The sequence below is a fragment of the Deinococcus sp. JMULE3 genome (assembly GCF_013337115.1).
Taxonomy (GTDB): Bacteria; Deinococcota; Deinococci; order Deinococcales; family Deinococcaceae; genus Deinococcus.
This window is the reverse complement of the sequence record NZ_SGWE01000004.1, coordinates 771,002-786,370: the sequence shown is the minus strand read 5'-3', so window position 1 is coordinate 786,370 and position 15,369 is coordinate 771,002. Positions and strand designations below refer to the sequence as shown.

Genomic DNA, 15,369 nt, shown 5'->3' with positions numbered 1-15,369 from the left:
GCCCCCGGACCCGGCTAGTTTGCGGCGTTCCAGGCGCGCAGGAACGCGCGGGCCTCGTCAGGGGTGGTCACCTCGCCCAGGGCTGCCGCCTCGGCCAGCGCGCGGGTCGCCTCGCCCACGCGGGGGCCCGGCGGCACGCCCAGCAGGGCCATGATCTCCTCGCCGCGCAGCAGCGGGGGCGGGGCGCTGGGTTGCTCCTCCAGCGCCGCCAGGACCCGCTCGATGCCGCGCGCGTACGCCCGGCGGGACGCCTCGCTGCTCAGCGGGCCGCGCGCCGCCTCGCGGTCCGCCAGCATGACCGCCAGCAGGTCCGGCAGCAGCGCGCGGCGGCGGTGTACGAAACGCCGCGCCTCCCGCTCGCTGGCGGGCAGCGGGACCATGTGCGCCCCGACCAGCGCCGCCGCGTGCCGCACCTCCTCGCCCGGAAGTTTCAGGCGCGTCAGCACCTGCGCCGTGAGGGCCGCCCCGACCTTGTCATGCCCGTGGAACGACGCCCGCCCGGTCAGCTCGTCCCGCGCCAGCGTGCGGGGTTTGCCCACGTCATGCAGCAGCGCCGCCCAGCGCAGCGGCACCGGGGCGTCCGGGAAGCGCCCGATCAGCTGATGCAGCGCCTCCACCCCATGCGCGAACACGTCCAGGTGATGAAAGCCACCCTGCGTCACGCCCAGCCCCTCGCGCAACTCCGGCACGGTCAGGGTCAGCAGGCCCAGCTCCTCCAGCCGCCCCACGCCCCGCGCCGCGTCCGCCGAGCGCAGCAGCGCGTGCACCTCATCCCGCACCCGCTCCCACGCGGGCAGCGGCAGGCGACCCGCCGCCAGATCCGACGCGACCTCCCGCACCGCCGCCTCCGTCAGTGGCTCCAGCCGGAACCCCAGCGTCAGCTCGAACCGCGCCGCCCGCCACGCCCGCAGCGGATCCGCGCGCAGATTCTCCCGCGACACCATCCGCAGCCTCCGCGCACGCAGGTCCGCCTGCCCGCCCACCACGTCCAGCACCCGCCCACCCGGCAGCACCCCCAGCGCATTCACCGTGAAATCCCGCCGCCGCAGGTCCTCCGCCACGTCCGCCGGGCGCGGCACCAGATCATGCTGCACCCCACCCGCCGCCGACACCCGCCAGTACCCCCGTTCGGCGTCTAGCTCGAACGCCGACCCACCCAGCGCGCCCGCCAGCCCCCGCGCCGCCCCGGCCGGGTCTGGCACCATCCAGTCGAAATCCTTCGCCGCCACCCCACGCAACCAATCACGCGCCGCGCCCCCCACCAGCACCCCACCCGGCGGAAACGGTGGCAGAGGAAGGCGGCGACGGAACATGCCCGCCACTCTATCCGCCCCCGATCCGGGCAGCCTCCGCCGCACGGCCTACGCCACCCCCCCTTGCCAGAACCGCACTCCTCTGATACATTGCCGGGCGCTGAGGGGGCTTAGCTCAGCGGGAGAGCATCCGCTTTGCAAGCGGAGGGTCTGGGGTTCGAATCCCCAAGCCTCCACCAAAAAAGAGTCGTCCCGGACGACTTGAACACGAAGAAGCCAGGGTCCAAAAACCCTGGCTTCTCGCGTTGTGTGTCATCCGGTGTGTAATGGGTGGCGAGAGGAAAAACCCCGCCGGAGGGGCGGGGTCGGGAATGGTGCGGTTACTTGCAGTGTTTGATCATCCGCATCCCGTCCTTGAAGCCCTTCGTGGAGAAGGTGTAGTCCAGGGCGCTGGCGCCGTTGCGGAGGATGCGGATCGTGATCTTCTGCTGGGCGTTCGTGAGGGCCGCGAGCATGATCTGCGTGCGGGCCTCGTCGAAGCCGAGGGTGGTGTAGTCGGGCTCGTCGTTGTTGGTGGTGACGACGGTGGGAATGGTCTTGGCCTGCTGGGCGTCCACGCGGTACATGATGTTCGGCGCGCGTTCCAGGTCGTAGTCGTCGGCGCTGAGCAGGTCGTTCTTGGTGTTCAGGTAGATTTCCACGTTGCCGCCCCGGCAGATGAGATCCAGGGTGGTTTCGGCGGTGGTGTCGTTGATCTCTGCGATGACGACGAAGCTCTGGTTGGCGTCCGTCATGGCGTCGGTCCTGTAGTTGTAGTAGGTGTCGGTGCCGGGGACTCTTTTGACCTCGGCAGCGGCGGTGGGCAGAAGAAGGGCGAGGGCCAGGGCAAGGGTGCGTTTCATGGGTACGACCCTAAGCGGGTGACTGTCGGCGCGTTGCCTCATGTGACCGCCGCAGCGGTTTGATTGGGGTTCGGTGAAGCGCCCACAGCTCCTCCGCTGGGGCTGACGGACAGTGCGGCTGAGGAGTGCTGGCAGGGGAGCGCTCGACTGATACGGACTCCGGTTGAAAGGCTGTACAGATCGTTCAATCGGTGTCCGTATGATACGGATTCCGTTTGTTTCGCCAACAATCCGGAACTTCACCGGATTGCCGGCTCCACGTCCGGAACCCGTGTTGCTCCCACTCGCTTCGCTCGGATTGAACGGGCTTTGCAGCCCATTCAATCCGAGTCCGTATGACTCGTTATTCGCCGCGCGCGGCCTGATTGAGTTTCTTGCTGGCCTGCAGGGCCATGCCCTTGGCTTTCTTGATTTCCAAGCCGAGTTCCGGCGCGACGTCCTCGACCTTGCGGCCCTCGCCGCGCGTGGCGGTCACGAGGCGGCGTTCAGGGTCGCTCAGGACGCCCAGGTGGGGTTGCAGGTCCGCCCAGGTGAAGGTGGCTTTGGCGGGTGCGGCCTTCGCGGCGGGCTTCTTCGCCGCAGGTTTCTTGGCGGTCGACTTGGCGGCTGGTTTCTTCGCCCCGGCCTTCGCGGTGGTCTTGGTCGCACCGGGCTTGGGCGCGGCCTTCTTCGTCGCCCCGGTCTTGCCAGGTTTCTTCTTGGGTTCCTTGCCGCGTTCCTCCAGGATTTCCAGGGCGCGTTCGGCGGTCAGGTTCTCCGGCGTTTCACCCTTGCGCAGGGTCGCGTTGCGTTCGCCGTCGGTCAGGTACGGTCCGAAACGGCCGTCCTTGAGCTGGATGGCGGCGCGGCCCGGGAACTCGAAGGTCCGCAGCGGTCCGGCGGCGGCGGCGCGTGCCCGGAAGCGCGGTTGCAGGAACAGCGCCTCCGCCTCGGGGAGCGTCACCGTGAACAGCTGCTCGTGCGTGGCGAGGCTGCGGCTGTCGTTCCCGCGTTTCAGGTACGGGCCGTACTTGCCGTTGAACGCCCACACTTCCTCGCCGTCGCTGCTGCCGACCAGTCGGGGCAGGGTCAGGAGTTGCAGGGCGCGCTCCAGGCTCAGGGTGCCCAGGTCGTCGCCGGGGAAGAGGCTGGCGCTGCGTGCCGGCGGGTTCGTGTCGCCCAGCGTCACGTAGGGCCCGTAGCGTCCGGCGCGGGCCACGACGGGCATCCCGGTGTCCGGGTCGGTGCCCAGGGGCCGGTCGCCGCTGGGCCGCGCGAGAATCTCCTCGGCCTTCTCGGCGGTCAGTTCGTCCGGCGCGAGGTCCTCGGGCAGGTTCGCCTTCTGCTCGCCGCGTTCCATGTACGGCCCGAAACGGCCCACGCGGACCTCCACGCCGCTGCCCTCCAGTTTCGGCACGCGGATGGTGGCGATGCCGCGCGCGTCAATCTCGCCCATCTGCCGCTCGATGGTGGGTTTCAGCGCCATGCCCTGCCCCTGGTCCCCCAGGTAGAAGCGTTTCAGGTACGGCACGCGGCTCTCGCGGCCCCCGGCGATCTCGTCGAGGTCCTCTTCCATCTTCGCGGTGAAGTCGTAGTCCACCAGCGTCCCGAAGTGGTGCTCCAGCAGGGCGCTCGTGGCGAACGCCGTCCAGGACGGAATCAGCGCCTGACCCTTCTTCGTGGCGTACCCGCGGTCCTGAATGGTGCCCAGGATGCTCGCGTACGTGCTGGGACGCCCGATCCCGGCGGCCTCCAGCGACTGCACCAGGCTGGCCTCCGTGAAGCGGGCGGGCGGCTGCGTCTCGTGCCCCTCGGGTTTGGCGCTGTCCGCCGTCACGCGCTGCCCCTCGCTCAGGGGGGGCAGGGGCGTCTCGCGGTCCTCCAGCGCGGCGCTGGGGTCGTCGCTGCCCTCCACGTACGCGCGCAGGAAACCGGGGAAGTCGATGGTGCGGCCCGACGCGCTCAGGGCCACCTCCTCACCCCCCTTCGCCCTGCCGCCCAGGCGAACGCGCAGGCCGCGACCACGCGCGTCCGCCATCTGGCAGGCGACCGTGCGCTTCCAGATCAGGTCGTACAGGCGCCACTCGTCCCCGGACAGTTCGGTCTTCAGGCTGTCGGGCGTGCGGAAGCTGCTCCCGGCGGGGCGGATCGCCTCGTGGGCCTCCTGCGCGTTCTTCGCCTTCTTCGTGTACACGCGCGGCTGCGGCGAGAGGTAGTTCGCGCCGTACATCTGCGCCACCTGCGACCGCGCCGCCTTCACGGCCTCCTCGGAGAGGTTCGTGGAGTCCGTGCGCATATAGGTGATGTACCCCTGCTCGTACAGGCGCTGCGCGGCGCGCATCGTGCGGGTCGCGGCGAAGCCCAGCTTGCGGCTCCCCTCCTGCTGCAGCGTGGACGTGATGAACGGCGGGTACGGCCGCTGCGTGAACGGCTTTTCCTCCGCGCTCGTGACGGTCAGCGGCTGCCCGGCCAGACCCTCGGCCAGCGCGCGCGCCTCGGCCTCGGTCAGCAGGCGGGCGGCCACGCCGTCCTTCAGTCGCCCGGTCAGCGGGTCGAAATCACGGCCCAGCGCCAGCTTCTGCCCCGCCAGATCGGTCAGGCGGGCCGGGAAGCTCTGCCCGTCCGCCGTCTTCGCCGTGACCAGCAGGTCCCACCACGTCGCGCTGACAAAGCGCATCCGCTCGCGTTCACGCTGCACCAGCATGCGCGTCGCCACCGACTGCACCCGCCCCGCCGACAGTTTCGGCGCGACCTTCTTCCACAGCACCGGACTGACCTCGTACCCGTACAGGCGGTCCAGCGCCCGGCGGGCCTCCTGCGCCTCCACGAGGTTCGTGTCGATCTGACGCGGCGCGGCAATCGCCGCCTGGATCGCTTCCTTGGTGATCTCGTGGAACACCATGCGCCGCACCGGCACCTTCGGCTTCAGTTCCTGGAACAGGTGCCACGCGATGCTCTCGCCCTCGCGGTCATCGTCGGTCGCGAGAATGATCTCGTCGGCGTCCTGCGCCAGTTTGCGCAGCTTCGCCACGTGCGCGCGCTTCTCGGGCGAGACCACGTACAGCGGCTGGAAGTCGTTCTCGACGTCCAGGCCCAGGCGCGCCCAGGCCTTGCCCTTGTACTTCTCGGGAATGTCCGCCGCACTTTTCGGCAGGTCGCGGATGTGCCCGATGGACGACTCCACCGTGTACCCCTTTCCGAGGTACTTCTCGATGGTGCGGGCCTTGGCAGGCGACTCGACGATAACCAGCGTGTGGGCAGAGGATCTGGGCATAAGCAAGGGTGCTCCCCTAAAGAAGTCAGGGGTGAGCGTAGCACGCCCCCGCAGAAGCTTCCGGAAGAAGCGGACCAAGACCCCCTCATGAACGGACCCCGACCCTCCCGACCCGGACGGCCCGGCCCCACGCGAGAAAGTCCTCAGGATTCAGATTTTCTTCATGCTACGCTGCCCGCATGCGAGCCCGGGGCGCCACGCTCTCCATCATTCCCCTCGCGGTCACCGCCCTCCTCCTGACGGGCTTCCTGACCGCGCCCCCCCTTCAACTCCCCAACTCCGCACCCAACCCCACCCTGATCGTCCTCGGCGCCGCGCAGTACGACGGACGACCCAGCCCCGCCTTCCAGCGCCGCCTCGACCACGCCCTCAGCCTCTACCGCCAGGGCCACGTCCAGCGCGTCGTCGTCACCGGCGGCCGCCAGCCCGGCGACCGCTTCACCGAAGGGCAGGTCGGTACCACCTACCTGCACGCCCGCGGCGTCCCCAGCGGCGCCCTGATCGCCGAGGAACGCAGCCGCACCACCGTCCAGAACCTCGAGAACGCCCGCGCCCAGCTGCCCGGCGGCACCCCCGTCACCCTCGTCACCGACGCCGCCCACGCCCCCCGCGCCCTCGCCCTGGCCCGCGCCATGAACATGAACGCCAACGTCAGCGCCAGCCCCCTGAGCCCCCACACCAGCCGCCAGTACGTCCTGCGCGAAAAATTCGCCCTACTGGGCTACGCGCTGCTGGGTATCCGGCTGTAGGGGGTTGTAGGACGTGGGGTGTGGGTTGTAGGGGTTTTCTCCCACGACCCACACCCCACTGCCCACAACCCGATTACCGCTTCAGTCGGCGGGTCACCGCCGCGACTTCCGGCAGGCGCAGGGCGAGTGCGCCGCCCAGGTACACGGCGAGGCCCGCCCCGCCCGCCAGGGCCAGTACGGGAATGCTGGTCAGGATGAAGCCCGGCTGGATCGGCAGCGCGCGGGCGATCAGCCACGCGGCGCCCCCCGAGACGGCTGCCAGCGGCACGACGCGCAGCAGGTGCCCCGTGACCTCGCGCGCGGGGAAGCCCACCGCGCGGCGGTACAGATAGGTCAGGGCCGCTGTCATCAGCAAGCCGCTGATGGTGGTGCTCAGCCCGAAGCCGATCAATCCCAGCGGTGGTACCAGCAGGCGGTACAGGCCGACCTCCAGCACGAAGCCGATGGCGCTGATCGTCACGGCCTCCCGCGTCCGTTCCCGCGCGTAGAAGGTGCGCAGCAGCACCGTCACGAGCGCCCACGGCACCAGGGCCAGGGACCAGCTGCTCAGGATGCCTGCCCCGGCCAGGAATTTCACGGTTTCCTCGGCGGTGCGGGGCGCGTGGGTGTTGATGATGCTGATCACGTAGGGAGCCAGCGCGATGATCAGGGCGCTCATGGGAGCCGCCAGGAACGTGGTCGTGCGGATGGTGCTGGCCGTCAGCGCGCGGAACTGCGCCCAGTTCTTCTCGGCGGCCGCCTGCGAGAAACGCGGGAAGACAGCCAGGACGGGCGACACGACGAACAGGCCGTTCACGGTAGTGAACAGCGCCTGCGCGTTGAAGTACCCGGCCTGCGTGCCGGAATCGAACAGCCGCGCGTCGGACAGCAGGCGCAGCACGTACACGTTCAGGAACTGCCGCGCCCCGGCGGTCAGCGTGAACGGCGCCATCTGACGCAGCACGCGGCGCACCGCCGGGTGGCCCATCAGGGCCGGGGTGGGCAGCAGCCCGAAACGGTTCAGGGCAGGGAGCTGCACCACGAGTTGCGCCACGCCCCCGAGCAGCCACCCGAACGCCAGCCATTCGGCCTGTTTGGGCAGCAGCACCAGCGCCGCGATGCTGGCGATGTTGAACGCCACGGGCGCGAAACTGCTCTCACGGAAGTGCTCGTCGGCGTTCAGCAGCCCCATGGCGATGGCGGACAGGCTGATCAGCATCAGGAACGGCATGACCATGCGCGTCATGAACAGCGCCAGCTCCCGGTCGATGTTCGACTGCCCGGCCAGCAGCAGGTCCACGAGGTACGGCGCGGCCAGGATGCCCGCCGCCATCAGCAGGAGGTTCACGGCAATCAGCACGCCGCTGAACGCCTGCGCCAGTCGCCGGCGCTCGGCGGCGTCCAGCGTCTTGTACACCGGGATGAACGAGTTCACCAGGGCGCCCTCGGCCAGCAGTTCCCGCAGCAGGTTCGGGATGGTGACGGCCGTGTTGAACGCTTCGACCAGCGTCACGCTGAACAGGTTGTTCAGGGCCATCTGGCGCAGGATGCCGCTCAGGCGGGAGCCGAGCGTGCCGAGCATCACGATGATCGTGTTCGCCCGCAGGGACTTCCTCGGGCGGGCGGGCGGGGGCGTTTCGGGCGGCCCGGCGTCCTCGAAGGTCATGTTCAGTTCGGGTGGGGCGGGCGGCTGGCCCAGCGGGGACTTGCTCACCGGGCCACTGTAGCGCCGCCCACGCTGCGGGGCGTGGGGCGGGTCAGTCCGTCAGGACTTCGGCGGTCCCGTCCGGCCGGATGAACAGCCGCGCGGCCCCCAGCGCCACCGGCAGGCGCAGCGTCCCCAGGTACGCCTGGAGGTGCGCCGGAAAGGCGTCCAGCGTGATGGGCGTGCGCGGCGCGGCCACCAGCCGGTATACGCCAGCCTCGCCGGGCACGTGGTCGTACACGAACGCCCCCCGGCGCTGTGGGGCGCACAGGTGCTCGTCGAACCCCCCGGCGGGCGCGCTGGTCTCCTCGGTCTCGGGGCGGGTATCCAGCCAGACGTGCGTGGCCTCCAGCAGTTCCTCGGACGCCAGCGCGGCGGCGGGCACGGTGTCGTCCCCGGCTGCGAGGAACTGCGCCACGAACCCGCTCGGGTCGGTGGCGAACCAGTCGAATTCCACGCCCGTGATCTCCTCACGGGTCAGGGGCGTGTGGGTGGGCGCCTTCATCAGTGGTTCAGCAGGGACTGGATGGCCGGGGTCTGCGCGGGGAACTTCACGGCGACGTTCACGGTCGTCCCGGCGGGCGTGGCGGGGTCCACGTTGATCCAGTGGCTGGCCAGCACCGGCGGGTTCGGCTGCGGGTCGATGGCGCGTACGAGCACGCGGCCCTGCGGCGGCACGAACGCGCACCAGCCCTCGGCGGTCGCGGGGAACGCGCGGACGGGCAGGACGCTCTGCAGGGTCAGGTCGTCCGGGGTCGCCCAGTACTCGATCAGGAGGCTGGCCTGATCACGGTGCAGGTCCTCGGCGGCCACGTCCAGCTGGATCTCGATCCCGTCGGGTTTGCCGGGCACGAGGTTCATCCAGCCGGGCACGACGAGGCGACCGCTGCGGGCACTCTTGAACTGCTGTGGGACGGGCTGAGTCATCCTGCCCAGCGTAGCGCACCGCTCTTCCCGGAATCTTTCAGCCTGCCGTCAGACGGATTCCGTTCGTCTCGTTGACAGATCGGGACACCACCGAGCTATCGACTTCACGCGCGGAACCCGCTTTTCTCCTGCTCGCTCTGCTCCGCAGCTCTCGGAGTCTGCTCGGGTTGAAGGTTTTGGCAATCCTTGCAACCGAAGTCCGGATCAGTTGCGGATGGTGCGCAGCAGCGCGCGGATCATCACGAAGCCCACGGCGAAGAACAGCAGCGGCGTGAGATTCACGGTCACTTCCGCGTCCTTCTCGGGTTCCAGGGGGTTCTGTTTGCGGTACTTGATCATGCGTCCCAGCCTACGCCGGGGCGCGCGCGGGGGCGCACACGTTTCATTAAGCCTGCCCGGGGCCCGGGTGGCGTCCAGTCCACGCGACCCGGCCCGTTGCGCCCCGGGCCGCGCGGGGGTAGAACTGCCCCCGTGACCCACGACCCCGCCACCCCGACCCCCGGCGCGACCCTGCCGGACACCATGCGCGCCCTGAGCAAACAACATGCCCAGGAAGGCATCTGGATGACCGAGGCGCCGGTGCCCACGCCCGGTCCGAACGACATCCTGATCAAGGTCCGCAAGGGCAGCATCTGCGGCACGGACGTGCACATCTACAAGTGGGACGCCTGGGCGCAGAAGACCATCCCGGTGCCCATGATCGTCGGGCACGAGTACGTGGGCACCGTCGCCGCGATCGGCAGCGAGGTCCGTGGCTTCCAGATCGGGGACCGTGTCAGCGGCGAGGGTCACGTCACCTGCGGCCACTGCCGCAACTGCCGCGCCGGGCGCCGCCACCTGTGCCGCAACACCCTGGGCGTCGGCGTGAACCGCCCCGGTTCCTTCGCGGAGTACCTCGTGCTGCCCGCCTTCAACGCCTTCAAACTCCCCGACGACATCCCGGACGACATCGCCGCGATCTTCGACCCCTTCGGGAACGCCGTCCACACCGCCCTGAGCTTCGATCTGGTCGGCGAGGACGTCCTGATCACCGGCGCCGGTCCCATCGGCGTGATGGCCGCCGCCGTCGCCAAACACGTCGGCGCGCGAAACGTCGTCATCACGGACATCAACGACTACCGCCTGGACCTCGCCCGGAAGATGGGCGTCACCCGCGCCGTGAACGTCGCCCACGAGGACCTCCGCACCATCATGACCGAACTCGGCATGACTGAGGGCTTCGACGTCGGCCTGGAAATGAGCGGCTCCGGCCCCGCCTTCGCGCAGATGGTCGACGTCATGAACAACGGCGGCAAGATCGCCCTGCTCGGCATCCCCGCCGGACGCGTCGACATCGACTGGAACGGCGTCATCTTCAAGATGCTGACCATCAAGGGCATCTACGGCCGCGAGATGTTTGAAACCTGGTACAAGATGGCCGCCCTCATCCAGTCCGGCCTCGACCTGACCCCCATCATCACCCACCACTACCCCATCAACGAGTACCAGCAGGGCTTCGACGCCATGCTCGGCGGTCAGAGCGGCAAGGTCATCCTGAACTGGGAATAAGAGGCGCGGAGCGCCGGAAGTGGGGAGCGCCGGAAGTGGGGAGTAGTGAGTGGAAAGTGGAGGTGCTCGACGACGGTACCGACGCTGGTGCCCTTCTCTTGTCCCACTTCCTACTGCCCACTCCCCACTTCCCCCCCTCGCCATCTGGCGGATGCCTTCCTTCGCTTCCCTGCGGCATGCTGCGGCGCATGAGCGTTCTCGTGCAGGTGTGGTGGCCCGGTGATCCGGGTGCCTTCGCCTGTTGACGTTCATCGTCGCGCCGCGCCCGGATTCAGTGTCCGGGCGCGGCTTTTTTCATGTCTTGGAGGTTAGATGATGTTGGAAACAGGAACTGGAATGGGGGAGAGGCCGCGCGTGCTGACGGGGGACCGCCCGACGGGCCGGTTGCACCTGGGGCACCTGGCGGGGTCGTTGCGGTCGCGGGTGGCGTTGCAGGACTCGCATGAGGTCTTCGTGCTGGTGGCGGACGTGCAGGGCCTAACCGATCATTTCGACCGGCCCGACGTGCTGCGCCGGAACGTCCCGGAGGTGATGCTGGACTACCTGGGCGTGGGCCTGGACCCGGCGCGGGTGACGTTCGTGCAGCAGTCGGGCGTGCCGGAACTGACCGAACTGACCGTGTACCTGCTGAACCTCGTGACCGTGTCGAAGCTGCGGCAGAACCCGACCGTGAAGACCGAGATCGCGCAGAAGGGCTTCGGGGACGCGGTCCCGGCAGGGTTCTTCATCTACCCGGCGGCGCAGGTGGCGGACATCACGGCGTTCGGCGCGCAGGTCGTCCCGGTCGGCGAGGATCAGCTGCCCATGCTGGAACTGACGCGCGAGGTCGTCCGGCGCTTCAACGGGCTGTACGGGCCAGCCGCCGACGGCACGGACGTGCTGCACGAACCGCAGGCGCTCCTGTCCGCGTCGCCGCGCCTGCCGGGCCTGGACGGGCACGCGAAGATGGGCAAGAGTCTCGGCAACGCCGCGTACCTGAGCGACCCGCCCGACGAACTGCGCCGCAAGGTGATGGGCATGTTCACCGACCCAGGCCACCTGCGCGCGGCGGACCCCGGACAGGTCGAGGGGAACCCGGTGTTCACGTATCTGGACGCCTTCGACCCGGACCCCGCCCGCGTGCAGGCCCTGAAGGACCACTACCGCGCCGGAGGCCTGGGCGACGTGACCGTCAAACGCCACCTGCTGGACGTCCTCGACGCCGAGTTGACCCCCATCCGCGAGCGCCGCGCCGCCCACGCGCAGGATCCGCAGGCGGTCATGACCCTCCTCCGCGATGGCACACAGCGGGGCCGCGAGATCGCCGCGCAGACGCTGGCACAGGTGCGGGCCGCGCTGTTCTGAACTGGGTGCGGAAGGCGGTGCGCGGGAAGCAGGGAGTGGGCAGTGGGTCGAATGCCGGAGGACCCCCGAGCTCAGATGAGGCGAGGTTGATCGCACAACCGACCTAATCTGAAGGCGATGCGATTCCTGGCAGTGTTGTTTACCCTCTGCGGCTCTGTGGCGTTGGCACAGGTCACTCCACCAACGGCTGTTTCCCCTGCCCAGTCGGGGGCCATCCCCGTCCCTACACTGACGGAAGGGCAGGTCTGGCACCTGACGGTCGTGCCCGCTTCCGGAACGGGCAAAGAACAGCCACTCGAAGCGGATATTGTCCTGTCCGCCATCGTGCAGATTGCCCCCAATGTTCAGGGCTCGCGGATTCAACTCTCCAGAACGGCACCGATCACCAATGAGATCTTCTCCTACACCCGGGAGGCGGGGCAGACGCCCTATTTCCTGCTGATGCGCATGGGAGCCAGGAACGGTACGGTCTACGCGCAGTTCTGCGCTGTCTCCAGTCCCCACGACCGACTGAATGAACCTCAGACGGGGGTCTGGGGTGAGGGTCTGGAACTCAGAGGCTACGAACCTATCGGGAAATTCCTAACGTCCAGAGTCATCGGTGAACAGCGAACCTGTACGTTGACCCGCACCCGGTGAGGCGCACCGCGCCTTGAGGGTGGCCTGCCGTCCACAACCCATGTCCCCCTCTGCCCACTTTTCCTGAGTGTGGTCGTGTTAACCTGTGGCCGGAGGTCGGGCCTCGCCCGGCGAGACACGACATATGGATTACTACGAACTGCTGGGCGTCGCGAAGACCGCGAGTGCCGATGAAATCAAGTCCGCTTACCGTAAACTCGCGCTGAAGTACCACCCGGACCGGAACAAGGAAGCCGGGGCGGCCGAGAAGTTCACGCAGATCAACGAGGCGTACGCCGTCCTCAGCGACGCCGAGAAACGCGCGCATTACGACCGCTTCGGCAGTGCGCCGGGCGCGGGCATGCCGGGCGGCGACCCGTTCGGTGGGATGGGCGGCGCGGGCTTCGACCCGATGGACATCTTCGAGCAGCTGTTCGGCGGCGCGATGGGTGGCCGTGGTGGGCGGCGCGGCCCGGCGCGCGGGGACGACCTGGAAACAGAGGCGTTCGTGACGCTCGCGCAGGCCCGCGCGGGCGAGGAGATCGAGGTCACGGTGGACCGCCTGACCACCTGCGAACACTGCGACGGCACGAAGACCGAACCCGGCGGCAAACCGCCCAAGACCTGCACGACCTGCGGCGGGGCGGGCGCGGTGCGTGCGCAAGCCCGCACGATCTTCGGCGTGGTGGAGACGCAGCAGGCCTGCCCCACCTGCCGCGGCGAGGGTCAGATCGTGCAGGACCCCTGCGTGGTGTGCAAGGGCCGGGGCCGCACCCTGAAGGCTGAGACCGTGAAGGTCAAGCTGCCCAAAGGGATCGACGAGGGGTACCGCATCCGCGTGAGCGGCGCGGGGAACGAGGGTCCGGGCGGGAACGGCGACCTGTACGTGCACATCGAGATGGAGAAGCACCCCGAACTGCGCCGCGAGCAGGAACACCTGATCCACACGGCGAAGATCGGCTTCGCGAAGGCGGCGCTGGGCGGGCAGATCACGGTGCCCACCCTGGACGGCCCGCAGACGGTCGAGGTGAAGGCCGGGACGCAGCACGGCGAACTGCACCGCCTGCGCGGGCAGGGCATGCCGCGCCTGCAGGGGTCCGGGAGTGGTGACCTGATCGTCGAGTACGACGTCATCGTGCCCAAACCGGGGCAGCTGAACCCCGAGGCGCGCGAGGCGCTGCTCGCCTACGCCCGCGCGGTGGGCGACGAGGTGAACGAGAAGCACGAGGGGTTCTTCGACCGGGTCGGCAAAATCTTCAGGGGCGAGTGATGCGCCGCGCTTCGCTGTGGACGGGGGCGGCCCTGCTGGGCGTCACGCTGACCGCGTGCGCCGCCGATCAGGTCGTCACGCCGGACGAGTACACGCGCCTGATGCCCGGCATGACGCTGGTGCAGGCGCAGCAGGTCGTGGGGGATCAGGGGCAGCCGGTGCAGGCCATTGCCGGGCAGGTTCACCGCTGGCAGAACGAGGACGGCAGCTTCGCGCAGGGGACGTTCCTGGCGGGCCGCGCCGTGGACTTCGATCAGGAGGGCCTGATGGGCAGCGTGTCCAAGTCGAAAAGCAAATCCAAGAAGTCCCGCCGCCGCTGAACCCGCTGGCTTTCGACGGCTCCCGGTGTGATCCTGGGGGCCGCCGGTCTGTCAGGGGGCGCGCAGCCTGAATTCGTCGTGCAGGGCGGCCTGCGCGGCGTGGTAGCCGCTCATGCCGTGGATGCCGCCGCCGGGCGGGGTGGCGCTGGAGCAGAGATACATGCCCTTCACCGGGGTGCGGTACGGGGTGGGGGTGGGCAGCGGGCGGGCCAGCAGGCCCCACAGGTCGCCGCGCCCACCGTTCACGTCCCCGCCCCGGAAGACCGGACTGAACGCCTGTAACTCGGGGGCGGTGGTGCGCCGCCGGGCGAGGATCAGGTCGCGCCAGCCGGGTGCGAAGCGGTCGATCTGCGCCCCCATCGGCCCGCTGGCGTCGCCCGCGAAGCCGCGCGGCACGTGCGAGTACGCCCAGAAGGTGTGCCCACCGGCAGGTGCGCGGCTGGGGTCGAAGAGGGTGTGCTGCGCAGCGAGCACGTAGGGCCGCGCGGGCACCTGCCGCCCCGCCACCCGTTCGGACAAGGTGACCTCCGCTGCGAGGCCGCCCAGGTGTACGGTCGCGGCGCGGGCCACGCGCGGGTCCGCCCAGGGCATGGGGCCGGACAGGGCGTAGTCGAGTTTCTGGAGGCCCGGCCCATAGCGGTAGCCCTCCAGCGCGGCGCGGTACCAGCCCGGCGCGCGGTCGCCCAGCAGCTCCAGCAGCACGCGGGGGCTGCTGTCCACCAGGGTCACGCGGGCGGGCGGCAGATCCCGCGCGGACCTCACCGTCACGCCGGTCAGGACCTCGCCGCCCAGGAATTCCAGGTACGCGCGCAGGGCGTCCGCCAGCGCCTGCGCCCCCCCGCGCGGGAACGGCCAGCCGACCGCGTGCGCCAGTAGCGCCAGCACCAGCGTTACGGCGGCCGTGCCGGGCGTGGACAGGGGCAGGTTGCTGTGCGCCGCCAGACCCGCCCACAGCGCGCGGCCCTCCGGCGTGCGGAAGAGGGTGTCGCCCAAGAGCTGCGCGCTCGGCAGGCCCCGCAGCCCGAACCTCACCAGGGACAGCGGATGACCGGGGAGGTGCGGCAGGGGCCGCAGCAGGTCGTCCAGCAGCCCCTCCCAGTCGTGCAGGAGGGGGCCCATCAGGCGCACCCAGGCGGGACCGTCCCGGCCCAGCGCGGCGGCGGTCGCGTGCAGGTCCCGCTCCAGCGTCACGCTCCGCCCGCCCGGCAGCGGGTGCGCGACCGGCGCGTCCGGCTGCACCCAGTCCAGCCCGAACGCATGCAGCGGCCACGCCCGGAACGCCGGACTGGCCACCGCCAGCGGATGAATCGCCGAGCCCACGTCATGCGTGAAGCCCGGCAGCGTCAGGGGGGCGCTGCCCAGACCCCCGCCCACCCGGTCATGCGCCTCGAGGACCTGCACGCGCAACCCGGCCCGGGCCAGCGTCACGGCCGCCGACAGGCCGTTCGGCCCGGCCCCCACCACCACGGCGTCCAGCGTCATGCCTCCCACCCTAGCGCCC

The 15,369-nt window shown here is 69.7% G+C and carries 14 protein-coding genes and 1 tRNA gene; 7 read left to right on the top strand and 8 right to left on the bottom strand.

Going from position 1 to position 15,369, the window contains the following annotated elements:
- Positions 1-14 precede the first annotated feature (14 nt).
- A complete protein-coding gene (locus EXW95_RS06615; RefSeq protein ID WP_174366794.1) occupies positions 15-1,313 on the bottom strand; it encodes an HD domain-containing protein in 1,299 nt (432 codons plus the stop codon).
- Between the two features lie 104 nt (positions 1,314-1,417).
- Here EXW95_RS06615 and EXW95_RS06610 point away from each other — a divergent pair.
- Positions 1,418-1,492: transfer RNA gene (locus tag EXW95_RS06610), tRNA-Ala, on the top strand.
- 141 nt (positions 1,493-1,633) lie between these two features.
- On the opposite strand, the gene EXW95_RS06605 is transcribed toward EXW95_RS06610, so the two are convergent.
- Both EXW95_RS06605 and topA read right to left on the bottom strand, forming a co-directional pair.
- Positions 1,634-2,155 (bottom strand): hypothetical protein, encoded by a 522-nt coding sequence (locus EXW95_RS06605; protein ID WP_174366793.1) that lies wholly within the window; start codon positions 2,153-2,155, stop codon positions 1,634-1,636.
- 343 nt (positions 2,156-2,498) lie between these two features.
- Positions 2,499-5,408 (bottom strand): type I DNA topoisomerase, encoded by a 2,910-nt coding sequence (topA, locus tag EXW95_RS06600; protein ID WP_174366792.1) that lies wholly within the window; start codon positions 5,406-5,408, stop codon positions 2,499-2,501.
- A gap of 179 nt (positions 5,409-5,587) precedes the next feature.
- On the opposite strand from topA, the gene EXW95_RS06595 reads away from it, so the two are divergent.
- A complete protein-coding gene (locus EXW95_RS06595; protein ID WP_174366791.1) occupies positions 5,588-6,157 on the top strand; it encodes a YdcF family protein in 570 nt (189 codons plus the stop codon).
- 73 nt (positions 6,158-6,230) lie between these two features.
- Here EXW95_RS06595 and murJ read toward each other — a convergent pair whose 3' ends face one another.
- The 4 genes from murJ to EXW95_RS20990 form a co-directional block, all read right to left on the bottom strand.
- Positions 6,231-7,802, bottom strand: a complete 1,572-nt coding sequence (gene murJ / locus EXW95_RS06590; protein WP_174368865.1) for a murein biosynthesis integral membrane protein MurJ — start codon at positions 7,800-7,802, stop codon at positions 6,231-6,233.
- A 91-nt stretch (positions 7,803-7,893) separates the two neighbouring features.
- Positions 7,894-8,346, bottom strand: a complete 453-nt coding sequence (locus tag EXW95_RS06585) for a hypothetical protein (protein WP_174366790.1) — start codon at positions 8,344-8,346, stop codon at positions 7,894-7,896.
- On the bottom strand, positions 8,346-8,768 hold the full coding sequence (locus EXW95_RS06580; RefSeq protein ID WP_174366789.1) for a uracil-DNA glycosylase: 423 nt from the start codon (positions 8,766-8,768) through the stop codon (positions 8,346-8,348). Before EXW95_RS06580 ends, EXW95_RS06585 begins: the two co-directional genes overlap by 1 nt.
- A gap of 204 nt (positions 8,769-8,972) precedes the next feature.
- A complete protein-coding gene (locus EXW95_RS20990) occupies positions 8,973-9,107 on the bottom strand; it encodes a hypothetical protein (protein WP_256435002.1) in 135 nt (44 codons plus the stop codon).
- A 183-nt stretch (positions 9,108-9,290) separates the two neighbouring features.
- Here EXW95_RS20990 and tdh point away from each other — a divergent pair, with 183 nt between their 5' ends.
- The 5 genes from tdh to EXW95_RS06555 all read left to right on the top strand — a co-directional run bounded on the left by tdh (position 9,291) and on the right by EXW95_RS06555 (position 13,868).
- Positions 9,291-10,316: an L-threonine 3-dehydrogenase gene (gene tdh / locus EXW95_RS06575; RefSeq protein ID WP_174368864.1), complete on the top strand. Its 1,026-nt coding sequence runs from the start codon at positions 9,291-9,293 to the stop codon at positions 10,314-10,316.
- Positions 10,317-10,628: 312 nt separating this feature from the next.
- Positions 10,629-11,660 carry a tryptophan--tRNA ligase gene (gene trpS / locus EXW95_RS06570; RefSeq protein ID WP_371809950.1) on the top strand — a complete coding sequence of 344 codons (1,032 nt, stop codon included), beginning with the start codon at positions 10,629-10,631 and terminating at the stop codon, positions 11,658-11,660.
- Positions 11,661-11,777: 117 nt separating this feature from the next.
- A complete protein-coding gene (locus tag EXW95_RS06565) occupies positions 11,778-12,299 on the top strand; it encodes a hypothetical protein (RefSeq protein WP_174366787.1) in 522 nt (173 codons plus the stop codon).
- A 124-nt stretch (positions 12,300-12,423) separates the two neighbouring features.
- Complete coding sequence (dnaJ, locus tag EXW95_RS06560) at positions 12,424-13,548, top strand: molecular chaperone DnaJ (RefSeq protein WP_174366786.1); 1,125 nt, start codon at positions 12,424-12,426, stop codon at positions 13,546-13,548.
- The gene (locus tag EXW95_RS06555) at positions 13,548-13,868 is read left to right on the top strand and encodes a hypothetical protein (RefSeq protein ID WP_174366785.1); all 321 of its coding nucleotides are present in this window, start codon (positions 13,548-13,550) and stop codon (positions 13,866-13,868) included. The genes dnaJ and EXW95_RS06555 overlap by 1 nt, the downstream gene beginning before the upstream one ends.
- A 51-nt stretch (positions 13,869-13,919) precedes the next feature.
- On the opposite strand, the gene EXW95_RS06550 is transcribed toward EXW95_RS06555, so the two are convergent.
- Positions 13,920-15,350 (bottom strand): NAD(P)/FAD-dependent oxidoreductase, encoded by a 1,431-nt coding sequence (locus EXW95_RS06550; RefSeq protein WP_174366784.1) that lies wholly within the window; start codon positions 15,348-15,350, stop codon positions 13,920-13,922.
- Positions 15,351-15,369 lie beyond the last annotated feature (19 nt).